This is a genomic window from Embleya scabrispora, assembly GCF_002024165.1.
Taxonomy (GTDB): Bacteria; Actinomycetota; Actinomycetes; order Streptomycetales; family Streptomycetaceae; genus Embleya; species Embleya scabrispora_A.
In genome coordinates, this window is record NZ_MWQN01000002.1 from 975,212 (window position 1) to 990,000 (window position 14,789).

At 69.3% G+C, this 14,789-nt stretch carries 15 protein-coding genes and 1 pseudogene; 8 read left to right on the forward strand and 8 right to left on the reverse strand.

Annotated elements, in window-relative coordinates; translation table 11 throughout:
- Positions 1 to 25: 25 nt before the first annotated feature.
- A complete protein-coding gene (gene sigJ / locus B4N89_RS34665) occupies positions 26 to 898 on the reverse strand; it encodes an RNA polymerase sigma factor SigJ (protein ID WP_078980423.1) in 873 nt (290 codons plus the stop codon).
- Positions 899 to 966: 68 nt separating this feature from the next.
- Positions 967 to 2,175, reverse strand: a complete 1,209-nt coding sequence (locus tag B4N89_RS34670) for an MFS transporter (protein ID WP_078980424.1) — start codon at positions 2,173 to 2,175, stop codon at positions 967 to 969.
- A gap of 117 nt (positions 2,176 to 2,292) precedes the next feature.
- On the opposite strand from B4N89_RS34670, the gene B4N89_RS34675 reads away from it, so the two are divergent.
- The gene (locus B4N89_RS34675) at positions 2,293 to 2,826 is read left to right on the forward strand and encodes a MarR family winged helix-turn-helix transcriptional regulator (protein WP_078980425.1); all 534 of its coding nucleotides are present in this window, start codon (positions 2,293 to 2,295) and stop codon (positions 2,824 to 2,826) included.
- A 79-nt stretch (positions 2,827 to 2,905) separates the two neighbouring features.
- Here the strand turns inward: B4N89_RS34675 and B4N89_RS34680 are convergent, their stop codons facing one another.
- Positions 2,906 to 3,784 carry a LysR family transcriptional regulator gene (locus tag B4N89_RS34680; RefSeq protein WP_078980426.1) on the reverse strand — a complete coding sequence of 293 codons (879 nt, stop codon included), beginning with the start codon at positions 3,782 to 3,784 and terminating at the stop codon, positions 2,906 to 2,908.
- 96 nt (positions 3,785 to 3,880) lie between these two features.
- Here B4N89_RS34680 and B4N89_RS34685 point away from each other — a divergent pair, with 96 nt between their 5' ends.
- Complete coding sequence (locus B4N89_RS34685; protein ID WP_078980739.1) at positions 3,881 to 4,597, forward strand: SDR family oxidoreductase; 717 nt, start codon at positions 3,881 to 3,883, stop codon at positions 4,595 to 4,597.
- Positions 4,598 to 4,676: 79 nt separating this feature from the next.
- Here B4N89_RS34685 and B4N89_RS34690 read toward each other — a convergent pair whose 3' ends face one another.
- Positions 4,677 to 5,489, reverse strand: coding sequence for a helix-turn-helix transcriptional regulator (locus B4N89_RS34690; protein WP_078980427.1), 813 nt, complete (start codon positions 5,487 to 5,489; stop codon positions 4,677 to 4,679).
- Positions 5,490 to 5,514: 25 nt separating this feature from the next.
- Here B4N89_RS34690 and B4N89_RS53450 point away from each other — a divergent pair.
- Positions 5,515 to 5,820 (forward strand): annotated as a pseudogene (locus B4N89_RS53450) (aldo/keto reductase); the annotation flags it as partial.
- A gap of 120 nt (positions 5,821 to 5,940) precedes the next feature.
- Here the strand turns inward: B4N89_RS53450 and B4N89_RS34700 are convergent.
- Positions 5,941 to 6,600, reverse strand: coding sequence for an alpha/beta fold hydrolase (locus B4N89_RS34700; RefSeq protein WP_078980740.1), 660 nt, complete (start codon positions 6,598 to 6,600; stop codon positions 5,941 to 5,943).
- A gap of 156 nt (positions 6,601 to 6,756) precedes the next feature.
- Between B4N89_RS34700 and B4N89_RS34705 the strand changes: the two genes are divergently transcribed.
- The 3 genes from B4N89_RS34705 to B4N89_RS34715 all read left to right on the forward strand — a co-directional run bounded on the left by B4N89_RS34705 (position 6,757) and on the right by B4N89_RS34715 (position 10,880).
- Positions 6,757 to 7,539: an AraC family transcriptional regulator gene (locus tag B4N89_RS34705; RefSeq protein ID WP_235619084.1), complete on the forward strand. Its 783-nt coding sequence runs from the start codon at positions 6,757 to 6,759 to the stop codon at positions 7,537 to 7,539.
- Positions 7,540 to 7,857: 318 nt separating this feature from the next.
- Complete coding sequence (locus tag B4N89_RS34710; protein WP_321170737.1) at positions 7,858 to 8,988, forward strand: ATP-binding protein; 1,131 nt, start codon at positions 7,858 to 7,860, stop codon at positions 8,986 to 8,988.
- Positions 8,988 to 10,880, forward strand: coding sequence for a CHAT domain-containing protein (locus B4N89_RS34715; RefSeq protein WP_078980428.1), 1,893 nt, complete (start codon positions 8,988 to 8,990; stop codon positions 10,878 to 10,880). The genes B4N89_RS34710 and B4N89_RS34715 overlap by 1 nt, the downstream gene beginning before the upstream one ends.
- A 45-nt stretch (positions 10,881 to 10,925) precedes the next feature.
- Here B4N89_RS34715 and B4N89_RS34720 read toward each other — a convergent pair whose 3' ends face one another.
- From B4N89_RS34720 to B4N89_RS34730, 3 genes are all read right to left on the reverse strand, one after another.
- Positions 10,926 to 11,117, reverse strand: coding sequence for a DUF397 domain-containing protein (locus B4N89_RS34720; RefSeq protein WP_078980429.1), 192 nt, complete (start codon positions 11,115 to 11,117; stop codon positions 10,926 to 10,928).
- 3 nt (positions 11,118 to 11,120) lie between these two features.
- Positions 11,121 to 12,002, reverse strand: coding sequence for a helix-turn-helix domain-containing protein (locus B4N89_RS34725; protein ID WP_078980430.1), 882 nt, complete (start codon positions 12,000 to 12,002; stop codon positions 11,121 to 11,123).
- 213 nt (positions 12,003 to 12,215) lie between these two features.
- Complete coding sequence (locus B4N89_RS34730) at positions 12,216 to 12,917, reverse strand: SDR family NAD(P)-dependent oxidoreductase (protein WP_078980431.1); 702 nt, start codon at positions 12,915 to 12,917, stop codon at positions 12,216 to 12,218.
- 109 nt (positions 12,918 to 13,026) lie between these two features.
- Between B4N89_RS34730 and B4N89_RS34735 the strand changes: the two genes are divergently transcribed.
- Positions 13,027 to 13,629: a TetR/AcrR family transcriptional regulator gene (locus tag B4N89_RS34735; RefSeq protein WP_078980432.1), complete on the forward strand. Its 603-nt coding sequence runs from the start codon at positions 13,027 to 13,029 to the stop codon at positions 13,627 to 13,629.
- A gap of 410 nt (positions 13,630 to 14,039) precedes the next feature.
- A complete protein-coding gene (locus B4N89_RS34740; protein WP_078980433.1) occupies positions 14,040 to 14,582 on the forward strand; it encodes a hypothetical protein in 543 nt (180 codons plus the stop codon).
- The last annotated feature ends 207 nt before the right edge of the window (positions 14,583 to 14,789 follow it).

A 14,789-nucleotide genomic window follows, 5' to 3' on the forward strand; every position in this document is an offset into this window, starting at 1 on the left:
TCGGCAGGGAGACAAGACGGCGGAATCAGATGTGACCGATGCCGGCGAGCTTTTCGGGATTGGCCAGTCGCCGGAACGTGGTGATCCGTCCGTCGGCGATGTCCACGGTGTCCAGCCAGACCGGTTCGCCGGCACGGTAGGTGGCCAGCGCCGGGTACCCGTTCACCTCGATGATCCGGAACGCGTCGGGGAGCCGGACCGCGGTCGACCTGATCGCCAGCAGGGCGATCGTCTCGGCGCCGTGCACCGGCCTGCGCGCGGCCGTCGCCTTGCCGCCGCCGTCGCCGATGTAGACGGCGTCGGGGTGCAGCAACCCGACCAGGCCGGCCATGTCCCCCGCGTCTGCCGCGCCCTCGAACGCCCGCAGGACACGTTCGGTCTCGGCCCTGCTCGCCCGGGGCCGCTCCCGAACCGCCGCGACCCGCGCCCGCGCGCGGGAGGCGAGTTTGCGGGCGGCGGCGGGCGTGCCGCCGAGCACCTCGGCGATCCGGCCGAACGGGAAGTCGAAGACGTCGTGCAGGACGAGTGCGACGCGTTCGGCCGGGGACAGCGTCTCCATGACCACCAGCATCGCGGTGCCCACCGATTCGTCGATCAGCACCCGGACGGAGGCGTCCGGCCCGGTGGGCAGCGGTTCGGGCAGCCAGGGCCCGACGTAGCACTCGCGTCGGACCCGCGCCGATTTCAGCACGTTGTACGAGGTACGGGCGGCCGTGGTGACCAACCAGGCCCGCAGGTTTCGTACTTCGGACAGGTCCGCGCCGGCGCAGCGCAACCAGACCTCCTGAGTGACGTCCTCGGCGTCGGCGACTGTGCCGAGGATCCGGTAGGCCGCCCCGAACACCGCCGGACGATGTGCCGCCCAGTCGGCTTCGGTCGGTGTGCCGGTCGGGTCCATCCGGTCTGTCCGTCCCTTCGACTCCGCCCGGTCCCCCCGTTCGTCGGGATCGGCGTCGATCTTCGATCCTAGGCAAGCGCGTCCTCGGTCACCGCCCGGGGCCGCTCGCCGGTTCGGCGGGTGGTGAGGGTGAGGGCCAGCGCGACCGTGGTGAGGGCGACGCCGAAGCCGACGGCGCCGGCGACGCCCACATGGTCGGTGAGCAGGCCGCCGAACAGCGCGCCGAGGGCGATCGACGTGTTGTAGCCGAGGGTGTTGATGGACATGGCCGCTTCGAAGGTGTCCGGTGCGGCGGCCAGCGTCAGGTTGATCTGGCACAGGTTCACCGCACCGAAGCAGAGGCCCCACAGGGCCAGGGCGATGATCGCGCCGGTGCGCGAGCGACCGATGGTCAGCAGGAGTACGAGGGCCGCCACGATCCCGGCGAGGGCGACGACGAAAGTGCCGTGCAGGCGTTTGCCGACGGTGTACCCGGCGACGAAGTTGCCTGTCGCGCCGCCTATTCCGTACACGATCAGCAGCGCGGTGACGAAGCCCGGCGTGGCCGACGACTTCTCCTCCAGGAACGGCCGGACGAAGGTGTACGCCCCGAAGTGCCCGAGGACGTACAGCACGACGGTGATCATCACCAGCCGCAGCGGAACGTTCTTGACCGCCAGGCCGAAGACCTCCCGGGCAGGCACCGCGTTCTGCGACGGCAGCGACGGGACGGTGACCGCGACGGCGAGGAAGACGACCGCGCTCAGGCCGCTCCAGATCAGGAACGTGGTCCGCCAACCGGTCAGGTCCTCCAGGAAGGTGCCCAGGGGGATGCCGACCACGGTGGCGATGGAGATGCCGGACAGCGCCACGGCCGCCGCGCGGTTCGCGTGGTGTTCGGGGACCAGGCGCATCGCCATGCTCACGCCTATGGCCCAGAAGACGCCGTTGGCGAAGCCCATGACGAGCCGAGCGGCCAGTACGAGCGGGTAGTTGGGCGCGATCGCGGTGATCAGGTTGCCCAGCGCCAATACCGCGAGCAGCACGGTGAGCAGCGTGCGCCGGTTGACGCGGCGGGTCCAGGCGACGATGAACGGGACGCCGAGTCCGGCCGAGACGCCGTACAGGGTGACCATCAGCCCGGCGACGCCCACCGAGATGTCCAGGCTGGAGCCGATCGGGGTGAGCAGGCCGACGGGCATGAGTTCGGTGGTGACGAAGGTGAACAGGCTCGCGGTGATGACCGCGACGCCCAGCCACGACCGCAGGGCCGAGTGGGGGTGTGCGTTCGTTGACATTTCTGCTTTCCGGTGAGGCGAAGGCCGCCGATGGGGTCGCCGATTTGTGTCCAGGCGTGGCGGCCTAGATACTTTCCATGGAAAGCAGATTACTTTCCATGGAAAGGATCGTCAAGCATGGCCCAGGACCCCGCCCCCACCCCGCCCGCCGGCGCCGATGTCGATGCCGACGCCCTCGATCGCATCGTCGGCCAGTGGCGACGCGAGCGGCCGGACCTCGACCCGAGCCCGATGCATGTGATCGGCCGGATCTCGCGCCTGCACTGGGCGTTGGAGGAGCGGCTGCTCCGGGTCTTCGGCCGATACGACATGGGACGGGGCGAGTTCGACGTCCTGGCCACGCTGCGCCGCTCCGGTGCGCCGTTCGAGCTGAACGCCGGTGAGCTGAGCGGGTCGACGATGGTCACCTCGGGTGCGGTGACCAAGCGCGTCGACCGCTTGGAACGCGCCGGACTGGTGACCCGCCGCGCCGCCGAAGGCGATGCCCGAGGCCGGTTGATCCGACTCACGGACCAGGGCCGGGAGTTGATCGACGACCTGGTCGGCGAACACCTCGACAACGAGTCCCACCTCCTCGCCGGCCTGACCCCCGACGAACAGGCCACACTCACCCACCTGCTCCGCAAACTGGGCCGCACCCTGCCCGACTAGCCGTTCTGTGCACGGGGGTTGGTGGCGATAGAGCTCTGGTTGGTCCCCGTTGACATCCGCGGAGTCGGGTGGCGAGGGTTCAGGCTGTGAGCGCAGCCGGGGGCGTGTTGCGAAGCCCGGCCGCGGCTCGGGTCAGTGCGGCGAGGGCCGATGAGTGATGGCCGGCCGGCCAAGCGAGCACGGTCGTGATGTCGGGGGCGTCGACGACGGGCACCGCGACATGGTCGGGCCACTGCCAGGCGCGGCTGGAGGCGGGGATGACGAGCAGGGTCTTGCCGAGCGCGACGAGCTGAGCGAGTTGTGACTGGGTGTGCACCTCCGGCCCGGGGCCGTCGGGATAGGAGCCGTCGAGCCGGGGCCATCGGGCGATGGGGAGGTCCGGCACGTTGCCGACGTCCGCGAGGGTGAGCCGGGGACGTGCGGCAAGCGGGTGTCCGGACGGCAGGAGGGCGACTTGGCCTTCGGTGCAGAGGTCTTCGGTATCGAACCCGGCCAGGTCGTCGACCGGCCGGTGCATGAGAGCCACATCCGCGCGCCCGGTGCGCAGGAATTGTGCCTGCTCACCGACCTCACACAGGACAACTTCGAGCGGTGCCGAATCGCTGTCGGCTGCCGACGCGGCAAGGAGTCGTCGCAGCAGCTCGTGTGATGCGCCGGCTTTCGTCACCAGTAGCAGCGGCCGCTGGGGATCCGCTGCCCGTCGGGTCCGGCGCGCGGCAGCCGTGACCGCATCGAGGGCTACCCGGGCCTCACGTAGCAGCACACCGCCGGCGTCGGTGAGGGCCACCCCCCGTCGGTCCCGGTCCAGGAGTTGGACGCCGAGCCGGCGTTCCAACTGCCGGATGGCGCGCGACAGCGGGGGCTGCGCGATCCCGAGCCGCTGGGCCGCGCGCCCGAAGTGCAGTTCCTCGGCGACTGCAACGAAGTACCGCAGCTCACGGCTCTCCAGGTCGTCCACGCACCTACACCATCCACCTTGTGATACCCGCCGGGTATCACAGCGTACTTGATCGATATTGGACGATACGGAAGTCCCGCGCTGAGCATGGGCAGCATGAACAACACCAAGACAGCCCTGGTCACCGGCGCCAACAAGGGAATCGGCTTCGCCATCGCTCAGGGCCTCGGAACCCTCGGCTTCACTGTCGCCGTGGGGGCGCGTGACGACACCCGCCGCAAGGAGGCCGTGGAGCGGTTGCGTGCCGCAGGCATCGAGACATTCGGAGTCGCCCTCGACGTCACCTCCGACGACAGCGTCGCCGCCGCGGCGGCGAGCATCGAGAAGGAAGCCGGGCGACTCGACGTCCTCGTCAACAACGCGGGAATCTCCGGCCGCTTCGAAAACGGGGCGCAGGACCCCACGACCCTCGACCTCGACGTCCTACGCACGGTCCTGGAAACGAACGTGTTCGGGGTCGTGCGGGTGACGAACGCGATGCTCTCGCTGCTCAGCCGCGCCGCATCGCCCCGGATCGTCAACATGTCCAGCAACATGGGCTCGCTGACGCTGCAGACCGGCCCCGTCATGGCCGCCTACGCACCCTCCAAGTCGATGCTCAACAGCGTCACAGCACAGTACGCCCGCCGTTTTGCCGACACGAACATCATCGTGAACGTGGCATGCCCCGGGTATGTCGCAACCGACTTCACCGGATTCGCCGGGGAACGCACACCGGAGCAGGGCGCCGCGATCGCCCTTCACCTCGCCACCCTGCCCGACGACGGCCCCCGAGGCGGCTTCTTCGACGACCAAGGAGCCATCGCATGGTAACCATGCGCGCGAGAGCGCCGAGGTGGCAGTGGGCGCACCACGCACTCGCCACGGCGCCGTGATGGATCGGCCCGTCGGACTATCCGTTGCGTGCTTCCAGCCCGGTTGCCGACGTGTGTTGGGTGGCCGCCCACGAGGCCAGGAGTGCCAGATTGTCGGCGGTCTGCGTGCCCGCGGGTGCGGTGTAGACGTTGAGGTACAGGCCGGGTTCGGCGGGCAGTTCCAGGGACTCGACGTCCAGGTCGAGCCGGCCCACGATCGGATGGTGCATCCGCTTGCGTCCGGATCGGTGCAGCCGCACGTCCTGGGATGCCCACCGCTGCCGGAACAGCTCACTGCACGTCGACAGTTCGCCGACCAGGGCGATCAGCTTCTCGTCGTGCGGATCGCGGCCGGCTTCCATGCGCAGCTTCGCGGCCACGGCGCCGGCGATGTGGTCGTAGTCGACGAAGAAATCCCGGGCCGCCTCGGGGTTCAGATAGACGAACCGCGCTGTGTTCGCGGGCCGTCGCAGGTCCGCCAGGACCGGTGAGTACAGCGCGCGAGCGAGCTGATTCATCGCGAGCACGTCGTAACATCCGTTGCCGATCCAGGCCGGCGCGGCGGAGATCGCGTCGAGCACCTGATGCAGGGTCGAGCGCACCGTCGCGCCGGCCCTGGGTCGACGTGGGCCGCCGGTCGACCCGGATCGGCGCGCGAGGTGGAACAGGTGGTCGCGTTCGGCCTCGTCGAGTTGCAGGGCGGAGGCCAACGCGTCGAGCACGCCATCGGAGACGCCGGCGAGGCTGCCGCGCTCCATGCGCACGTAGTAGTCGACCGATACCCCCGCCAGTAGCGCCACCTCCTCGCGACGCAGACCTTTGACCCGGCGATTTCCGCCGTAAGCGGGCAGGCCCGCCTGCTCCTATCAACACCGTGTCGATCCCGACGTGCCCATCGAAGAGGTGGCCGGCACGGTAAGCGAGCTGATAACCGAGGGTAAGGTAAAGCACTTCGGTCTTTCGGAGGCCGCCGCGACGACGATCAGCCGCGCCCACGCCGTGCAGCCTGTGACGGCGCTGCAAAGTGAATACTCGCTCTGGACACGAGAGCCCGAGACCGAGACTATTCCGACCCTGGAGAAGCTGGGCATTGGTCTGGTGCCCTACAGTCCGCTCGGGAAGGGCTATCTGACCGGCAAAATCAATGCCGACACGTCGCCGGCCGGCGACGGTCTGCGGCGCTCCCTTCGGCCGCTGACCCGCTCGAATTCCGCACCGTCCTCCGGGATCGAGGTCGGACGGCCGAGGGCTTCTCGTCCCGACCGGCACCTGCTCCGACCTCGCCCTCGCCCTCGCCCCTCGTCACAGGAGTGCGGCGACGGCTCTCGGGGCTTCGCGCATGGCGTTGTGGACTGTGGGGAGGTCGTGGACCTGCCAGGTCGGGTCGGCTTGGAGGCGGGTGCGGAGGTGGGTGAAGGGGGTGCCGTCCTCCCAGCCGGAGCAGTAGACGAAGTCGCGGCGGGGGACCCGGTCGACGGCGCCGGTGAGGCGGATCGCCTGGGTGAACGAGGCGAAGGGGTGGGGGCGGCGGCGGGGGTCGCCGCCGGCGGGGGGAAGTACGGCGTAGCCGTTGGTTGCGGCGCCCGCCAGGAACTTTTGGCGATAGCCGTCGGTGGTGGAGGACCAGCACGATTCGCCGTCGCGCGGGACGTAGGCGTCGAGGTGTACGAGGCGCGTGACCCGGCCTCCCGCGCGGTCGGCGGCGGCCGAGATCACCATGCCGCCGTAGCTGTGGCCGACCAGGGTCACGTCGGTGGAGTGGGCCCGATCGAGGAGGCGCAGTACGTCGTCCGCGTGCGTGTCCAGGTTGGCGGTGGCCACCGTCGCGGCGTCGTCGTCGGGTCGCAACCCGGTCAGGGTGAGGGCGTGGACGGTGTGCCCGGCACGCTCCAGGAGCGGTACCACCGGGTCGAACGACCACGCGCCGTGCCAGGCGCCGGGTACGAGTACGAATGTCGTCATGGGCTTTCCTTTCTTCGACTCTTCGACCGCGGCGGCATCGCGGGATACGCCGTCGGCGGCTGGGGACCATTCCAGGTCACCACGGCGGGGCCTGGCCGACCACCGATAAGCTGCCGGATCATGCCCGATACCCGCCAACCGCGTGGAAGCGCCGGTGTGACGTCGGAAGTGTGGCCCTCCGGCGGGCGCCACCTCTGGCCGTCCGGCGGAGCGAGCGCGCCGCAGTCGCACTCGCGCGGACACCTGGTGTACGCGGCCGGCGGCGTCCTGACGGTGCACACCGACCGGGGCACGTCGATCGTCCCGGCCGACCGGATCGCCTGGACCCCCGCCGATTGCCTCCACCGGCACCGGGCCCACGGCGACACCGACATGCGCATCGTCTTCCTCGCCCCGTCCCTGGCCCGGCGCATCCCGGACCGGCCCGCCGTGTTCCTGGCCTCCGGCCTCGCGCGCGAGGTCCTGCTCGCGCTGACCGGGCCGCCGCGCGGCGACGGCGGTTCCGCCGCACAGGCGTACAGCCGCGGCGCCCGTTCCCGCCTGCTTCGTGTGCTCGTCGACGAACTGCGGGAGACGCGCGAGCAGCCACTGCACCTGCCGGAGCCGCAGGACGATCGCCTGCGATCCCTCGCGCGCATCCTGTCCCAGACCCCGGCGGACAACTCCACCCTGGCCGAACTCGGACGCGCGGTCGGCGCCGGCTCGCGCACCCTCAGCCGCCTGCTGCGCGACGAACTCGGCATGACCTTCCACGAGTTGCGCACCCAACTCCGCATCCACCACGCGCTCGTACTCCTCGCCGACGGCCACGACACCACCCGAACCGCCCACGCGTGCGGATGGGCCAACCCGAGCAGCTTCATCACCGCCTTCACCCACATCATCGGCACCACCCCGGGCCGCTACCGCACCGGCGGTGCGGGCCGACGGGATCGATGAGGAAGGGGCGGCATGTGGATCCGCATCGACGCCGACAACCTCCCCGGCCGCACCTGCCCGCCCGCCCGTCCGCCGTACGTCGAGCGCGGAATTCGCCGCACCGATCGGCCGGAACGCGCGGGAACATCGTGTCGGACCGGCGGTGCGGATAGGTTTCTGCGGAGTCCACGGAGGGAAGTGCATGTCGGTGCCGGGCTCGCCCGAAAATCCCCTGATCCAGGCGCTGCGGCAAGCGGTGGCGGCGGCGCCCGATCGGCCCGGATACCGGCTGCATCTTGCGGAAGCCCTATCGCCGCCGGCGCGGCGGTCGACGCCGTCATGGAGATCACCGAGGCGCTGAAACTGGATCCGGATTCGGCCGCCGCCCGTGAGCTGATGGCCGTGGCGGTCGGTCGGGCCGCCGGCTCCGCGCCGGCCGAGGCCGCGGGGCCCGCCGCCGAACCGTCCGGGACCCCGGCCGACGCCGGGACGGGGTCCTTCGACTGGTCGGCCGCCGAGAACGATCTGGGCGATACTCCGCAGCCCGAGCGCTTCCGGGTCGCCAACCACGACGCGCAGGGCCCCGCCGACACGTTCGAGACAGAGCGCCCCACCGTCACGCTCGCCGACGTGGGCGGCCTCCAACACGTCAAGGACCGCCTCCACAGCGCGTTCCTCGCCCCCATGCGCAACCCCGAACTACGCCGCCTGTACGGCAAGTCGCTGCGCGGCGGCCTCCTGCTGTACGGCCCGCCGGGTTGCGGCAAGACGTTCATCGCGCGGGCGGTGGCCGGCGAACTCGGCGCGTCGTTCGTCTCGGTCGGCATCTCGGACGTGCTGGAAATGTGGATCGGCAACTCCGAACGGAACATGCACGAGATCTTCGTGGCCGCACGCCGCCAAGCCCCCTGCGTGCTGTTCTTCGACGAGATCGACGCCCTGGGCCGACGCCGGAGCCAACTGAACAGCAGCGCCATGCGCACCACCGTCAACCAGTTCCTCCAGGAACTGGATTCCGTCGACGCCGGGAACGAGGGCGTGTTCGTCCTCGGCGCCACCAACAGCCCGTGGGACGTCGACCCCGCGCTGCGCCGCCCCGGCCGCTTCGATCGCACCCTGCTGGTCCTGCCACCGGACGCGCCCGCGCGCGAGCAGATCCTGCGCTTCCACCTGCAGGACCGTCCGATCTGCGAGATCGACGTACCCGCGCTCGCCGGGCGCACCGATGGCTATTCGGGAGCGGACCTGGCGCACCTGTGCGAGTCGGCCGCCGAGAAGGCGCTCGTCGACTCGATCCGCACCGGTGGGGTGCGGCTCATCGGCATGCCCGATTTCGCCGCCGCCCCGGGCGAGTTGCGGCCCTCGGTCTCCTCCTGGTTCGAGGCGGCCAAGTCGGTGGCGCTGTTCGCGAACGAAGGCGGCGCATACGACGATCTGGTTGCCTACCTCCGCGAGAAGAAGCTGCTCTGATGCCGGGCGGCGGGACGAAGGACGCACGGGGCAAGGACGTCGAACGGGCGCGAAACCTGATCGACATCCGCAGGTACCCCGAAGCCGAGGCCGCACTGCGCCGCGTCCTCGCAGCCGATCCCGACCACTTCGGCGGCCTGTCACATCTCGCGTGGTTGTTGTATCTCGACGACCGCATGAAAGAGGCCGCCGAGGTCGCCTCCCTCCTGGTCACCCGTTACCCCAACGCCAGGGAAGGCCATCGGCGCCTCGCGTGGATTCACCTTCGCCGGCGACGACTGGTCGAAGCCGAGTCGCACGCCCGCCGCACCGTCGAAGTCACCCCCGACGCCGCCGACTCATGGACGTTGTTGGGCCGGGTTTTGGCCAGGCTTCCGGGCCGCACGGGCGAAGCGCTCGCGGCCGCCGACGAGGCCATTCGGCTGGATCCGCACAGCGGCATCGGGTATGAGGTCCGCGCTCGCACTCACAGCCGGAGCAAGCGCTGGTCGGACGCGGAGGTCGCGTTGGCCGAGGCCCTCGCCCGCGCCCCGCACAGCACCGACAACCTGGCGGACATGGCGTTGGTCAAGATGCGGCTGGGGAAGGTCGAGGAGGCGCGTGGCCTGCTGACGAACTGCCTGCGTTTGGATCCGTCGCCGAGGGCCGTCCGCGGTGTGATCAGAGACATCGAGACCAACGGCTTCTGCGAGCAGTTGGCCGATGTCCACGCACTGGCGTGCCGCGCCGTCGGGCGTCCCCACCTCAACGAACCGGGAGCGGCCGGCGAAGATGCCCGACTCCTCACCGAGCAGGCATGGTTGGCCCGGACCCTGTGGCGGGAGGCGAAGCGGTCGGAACACACCTGGCCCAGGGCGGCGGCCGAGCAGGCCCGCGTGTTGGTCACCGCGATCCTGGCCGCCGACCCGACGCACCGCGTGGGCCGCGAAGCGGCGATGGCCATCGCCGCCGAGGACGAGGACCACGTCGCCGCATACGATCTGGCGACCGGCCTGCTCGCCGACGGGTACGACGACATCCCCCACATGTACCTCGTTGCCATCGACGCCGGTGTGAAACTCGCCCGGGCCGCCGATGCCCTGGACCTCGCGCGGGCCGCCGCGTCCCGGTTTCCGGACCACCTCGAACTCGCCTGTTGGCATTGGCGCATGCTGCTCGCCACAGGGCACCGCACGGAGGCGGTGCCGGCGGCCGAGCGCGCGGCTCTGCTCGCGATCGAGAGCCCCCACCGCCCGCTTCTCGAACACGCCCGCAAGGAAACCGAGTCGGGCTCGGAAGATGAGGCGATGCGGGTCCTGGACGCGGTCCTGACGCTGACCTCGGGCGCCTACGTCGGTCGGTTGCACCGCGCGGGACTGCTCATTCGGGCCTTCAACTTCGTGGACGCCGAGACGTTGTTGACCTCGACGGGTGCGCCGTCGGACGACGGGCCGACATGCGCGATGCTTGCCACGACTCGTCTCGCGCAGGGCAGGTGGACACGGGCACTCGCCGACCTGGAGAGGGCATTCGCCGCGCCTGCACGGGACTTGACAGTGCCTCGGCTGATTCGGGACCACCTGCTGGCTTGGGGAGTGCCGCACGCGCTTCGCGGGGTCTACCTCGAAGCGCTGACCCTGTTGGGCGAGGAGGATTCCTCGGCCGCGATGGCTGCGGCGGACAGGGCGAACCTCTTCTATGGACTCGTGGGTCTGTTGATGATCGCGGCGACAGCGGACAACCCGGAGGCACTGCGGTGGGCCCGAGCCGTCGCGGCGGATGCGCGCGCGCTCGACCCGAAGCACGCGGCCGGTTCCACGATCGAGGCGATTGTCGCCGACCCGGAATCCGCGGACGCGCGCACGTTCGTGGAGACGGTACGCACGCGCTTGGCCGCCGCCGCGACCGGGTGAGTTGGGACCGGCGACGCCCCCCGGGGGGGTCGCCGGTCAGCGCATTCAGGGAGTCGGCCGTTCGTTCTTGAGGGCGGTCAGGAACGGGGCCCAAGTGGCTTCACGGAAGAGGAAGGTGCCCTGGGCGGGGGCCTTGGAGTCGCGTATCGAGATTGCGTCGTCGGGGGCTAGGGACCCTTCGATGCAATCGTTGTCCGGAATGCTGTAGCTGGACTTGAACCACTTTCTCGTAGCCACGGATCACATCTCCCTGATTGCCTCGTGGATCATCTCGCGCGCTTCCTGTGGGCCCGGGGCGAGCGCTTGGAGATCGCTGAAAGCGCGCTCATAACCGTCGATCACGGTTGCTTGGCCGACGACCCAGCTCGCGGCCATGTTTTCCAAGTAGACGATCGGCCTCAATGTAGAATTTTTGGCAAATCGGATCAGGGTGAACGGCCCGCTCATGCCCGCGTGGATCCCCAGGCTGAACGGCAGCACCTGCACCTGCACGTTGTCGAGAGTCGAGACCTCGGCGATGTGCTCGAGTTGCTTACGTGCCACGGCCGACCCTCCTGCGTGGCGAAGCAGTACGGACTCGCTCAGGATGACGCGGAGGTCCAAGGGAGCTTCCGCTCGGTGCAGCACCTCTTTTCGGGCCATCCGAGTCGCGACTCGTGCCTCGATCTCCTCGGTGCTGAACATCCCCGGCACCGCCTTGTGGGTGGCCCGAGCGTATGCCTCGGTTTGCAGCAAACCCGGCACGTAGTCGGACGCGTAGCAGCGGAGTGCGACTGCCGAGGCTTCCAGTCCGATGAAGGCGTGGAGGGTCGGGCGGACGAGGGCGTCATCCCCGCCGGATGCCCACCGGTCCTCTTTCGTCTTGGTTACCACGGCATAGTCCCTCAGCAGCGTCCGCGTTGCCGGATCCGCCCGGTACAACTCGCACAACATGACCGCATCTTCCGGCTCGACCACCACGTTGTCCCCGTACTCTAGCCGCGTCACCTTCGACGGGCTCCACAGGAGCCTTTTCGCCACCTGGCTCGACTTCAGATCGGCTCGGTGTCGCAACCGGCGCAACTCTGCGCCCAGTTGCAGGCGGCACAGGGCGGGTGTGGCCGACTCGATATCCTCGATCATCTTTCGTTCCTCCGCACACGATTTCAGTGTCTCGGCGAACGTCCCACCCCGGCAAGAACGTTCTGCGTCCCAGCGAAAAACACCGTGCGCGAGTGCAATTAGGAGCATTCTCGCTCGGTGATTCCGACGCCATGCTAGTGGCCGAAACTCACCGAATGTCGCCGAATCAGCGCATCGGGTGATCATGGGATTCGTGTGCGTGGAGCCCCGGAACTACCAGGGCACCACCTCGCCATTCAGGTCCAGGAACTGGAGGCCGGGGGCGCCCGCTTGTGCCTCCAGGACGTCGACCACCGACGGGATGCTCTCCTCGGGGGCCAAGGGGGCGTCGAAGCCGCCCAGCCTGGTCCGGTTGTGGCCCGGGTCGATGAGGAGCTTGGTGTGGGCGTCGTCGGCGTGGCGGGTCGTGTAACTGCGCATCAGCTGGTTGAGGGCGGCCTTGCTGGCCTTGTACAGCTCGTAACCGCCCTCGGTGTTGCGCGAGATGCTGCCCTGGTCGGAGGACATGACCGCGACCGTGCCGCCCGGCGCGACGAGTTCGCGCAGTGCTTCGAGGGCGCGCATCGGGCTGAACGCGTTGGTGACCATCACCTCGGTGAACATCTCCGTCGGGACCTGGTCGATCGGCAGATTGCCCCGATCGATCGCGGCGTTGACGAAGAGCAGGTCGAGTCGCGTGCCCGCCAGGTGCTTACGCAGCGACGCCAGATCCTCGGCGCTGGTCATCTCCAACGACTCGACCGTCAGCCTGCCGCCCGAGCGGCGGGCCATCGCGCGCAGTTCGTCGCCGTCCGCGCGCACGGTCGCCGTGACCTGCCAGTCGCGTCGAACCAGTTCGTCGGCGAGGACGAGGCCCAGGCCTCGGGAGGCGCCGATGACGAGGGCCCGGCGCGGGGACGTGGTGGTGCTGGACACATTTGCTCCTTCGTGGGGTCGATGGCCTCAATCTAGACGCGACGTCGTGTCTAGACAAGACGTTGCGTCAAGACTGGATCGTGGCGGTGCCGACCGGTACGGTGTCCCCATGTCCGCCGCCAGCTCTCCGCCCCCCAGGGCGCACTCCGGGAATCGGCGCGACGAGGCCGCGCGTCTGGCCGTGCTCCACGCCGCAGACGACCTGCTCGTCGAGCACGGCTTCGGTGCGCTGACCATCGAGTCCATCGCCCGCCGGGCCGGTGTCGCCAAGCAGACGATCTACCGATGGTGGCCCTCGAAGGTCGAAATCCTGCTGGACGTCCTCATCGAGGACAGCGAGAAGCGCTTTCCGGTGCCGACGGAGGAGCAGCCGACGGCCGACAGCATCCGGCGCTATCTGCGGGCCTTCGCGCGCTTCGTCACACGCGATCCGGCGGGCCGAGTCCTGCTCGCGCTCCTTGCCGAGGCCCAGCACCACTCCGCCACGGCCGCCTCGCTGCACGAGCGCTATCTCGACCCCCGCCGCGCCGCCGAACGCGACCTGCTCGCCCGCGCCACCGCCGCCGGCGAGATCGCCCCCGACCTGGCCCCCGACGCCACGATGGACGCCCTCGTCGGCCCGATCGTGTACCGCGCGATGACCGGCTCGACCATCCCGCGCGCCCTGGTCGACACCCTCGTCACGAACCTGCTCAAGCCCCGACCGCGCTGACCACGGATCCCCGAGCGCAACACGCGACCGCCACCTCCCGCTGCGGCCCGGTCGAGAAGACGCCTGTGCGGACATCGACTGTGATTCGGCTCACGCCACCTCGGAGAGTGAGTGGAGTTCGCTCCGAGGACCTGAAGGCCCGAGGGTGCGTCGCAGGGTTGTGCGCGGGCGATGCGGCCTTGATCCGGGCGGCAGTCGCGCGGCGCAGGCATCGCCACGCTGCGTGATCGCCTCGATATCCAACCCTTGACATCATTCCCGGGGCACCGATTCACTCTGCCGTGTTGCGGAATGCCATTTCCTGCGCCCCGCAAGATCGATTGATCCGCAGCACGTCGAGTACGTCGCCGAATGGAGAATTCCGGTTTCCCGGATTCGGCGATCCGCCCATACGCAAAGGGGATATACGCATGCCCGTCACCAGGCTCGCCGCACGATCCATGCTCGCCGTCGCGGTCGTTGCCGCGATGGGTCTGGGCGCACCGCAGGCCCAGGCCGACGAGACCGGCGAGGGTGCTGCCGTCGAGATCTCCGCAGGGGCCGATGCCGCAACGCGATCCGTCGCGGCGGCCGATCCGGCTGCGGTCAAGGCCGCCGCCGTGGTATGCGGCAACGGCTACATCCTGGAGAACGCGTTCCGTTTACCAGACGCATCCAATCGCCTCGGTACGCTGTTCACGTATCGGATTCCAAGCCCGGACAATATCCCCGACAACGACCCCACGTGTGCCATTTTCGACAACAACACGAGCGGGTCGAAGTGGATGAAACTCAAACTGTGCTCGAACTGGATCGCCGACGGGTGTGCGGAGGACTCCGGTAATTTCTCCAGCTACGCCGGGCCCGTCTATCGCGCCCGAGGCGGCTGCGGAAAGGTATACGCGATCATGCGCACCTCCGCAGGCGGCACGGTCCTCATCGATGCGATCCGCAACGCGACCAACTGCGACTGAACCGGCTTCTCCACGAGGCATCCGCATGTCCGCCGGTCGATGCGACCCCGAACTCCACCCGCGTCCACGACGGTTCACGCCGTCTGTACGCGGGTGGTCGTGCGCGTCGATCGGCGCGTGCTCCCCATGTGAGAGGCCCCCATGCGAAGTACCAGAAAACGAAGGCAGGTCCGCACGCCGCATCGTCGAACCGCCCTGGGTGCGGCG

Bases quoted from the DNA above. Each gene is read 5' to 3' on its own strand.
- B4N89_RS34685 (WP_078980739.1), top strand. From the start codon at position 3,881: ATGAACAACACCAAGACAGCCCTGGTCACCGGCGCCAACAAGGGAATC.
- B4N89_RS34700 (WP_078980740.1), bottom strand. From the start codon at position 6,600: ATGACGACATTCGTACTCGTACCCGGCGCCTGGCACGGCGCGTGGTCG.
- B4N89_RS34735 (WP_078980432.1), top strand. From the start codon at position 13,027: ATGTCCGCCGCCAGCTCTCCGCCCCCCAGGGCGCACTCCGGGAATCGG.
- B4N89_RS34725 (WP_078980430.1), bottom strand. From the start codon at position 12,002: ATGATCGAGGATATCGAGTCGGCCACACCCGCCCTGTGCCGCCTGCAA.
- B4N89_RS34670 (WP_078980424.1), bottom strand. From the start codon at position 2,175: ATGTCAACGAACGCACACCCCCACTCGGCCCTGCGGTCGTGGCTGGGC.
- sigJ (WP_078980423.1), bottom strand. From the start codon at position 898: ATGGACCCGACCGGCACACCGACCGAAGCCGACTGGGCGGCACATCGT.
- B4N89_RS34710 (WP_321170737.1), top strand. From the start codon at position 7,858: ATGGAGATCACCGAGGCGCTGAAACTGGATCCGGATTCGGCCGCCGCC.
- B4N89_RS34740 (WP_078980433.1), top strand. From the start codon at position 14,040: ATGCCCGTCACCAGGCTCGCCGCACGATCCATGCTCGCCGTCGCGGTC.
- B4N89_RS34675 (WP_078980425.1), top strand. From the start codon at position 2,293: ATGGCCCAGGACCCCGCCCCCACCCCGCCCGCCGGCGCCGATGTCGAT.
- B4N89_RS34715 (WP_078980428.1), top strand. From the start codon at position 8,988: ATGCCGGGCGGCGGGACGAAGGACGCACGGGGCAAGGACGTCGAACGG.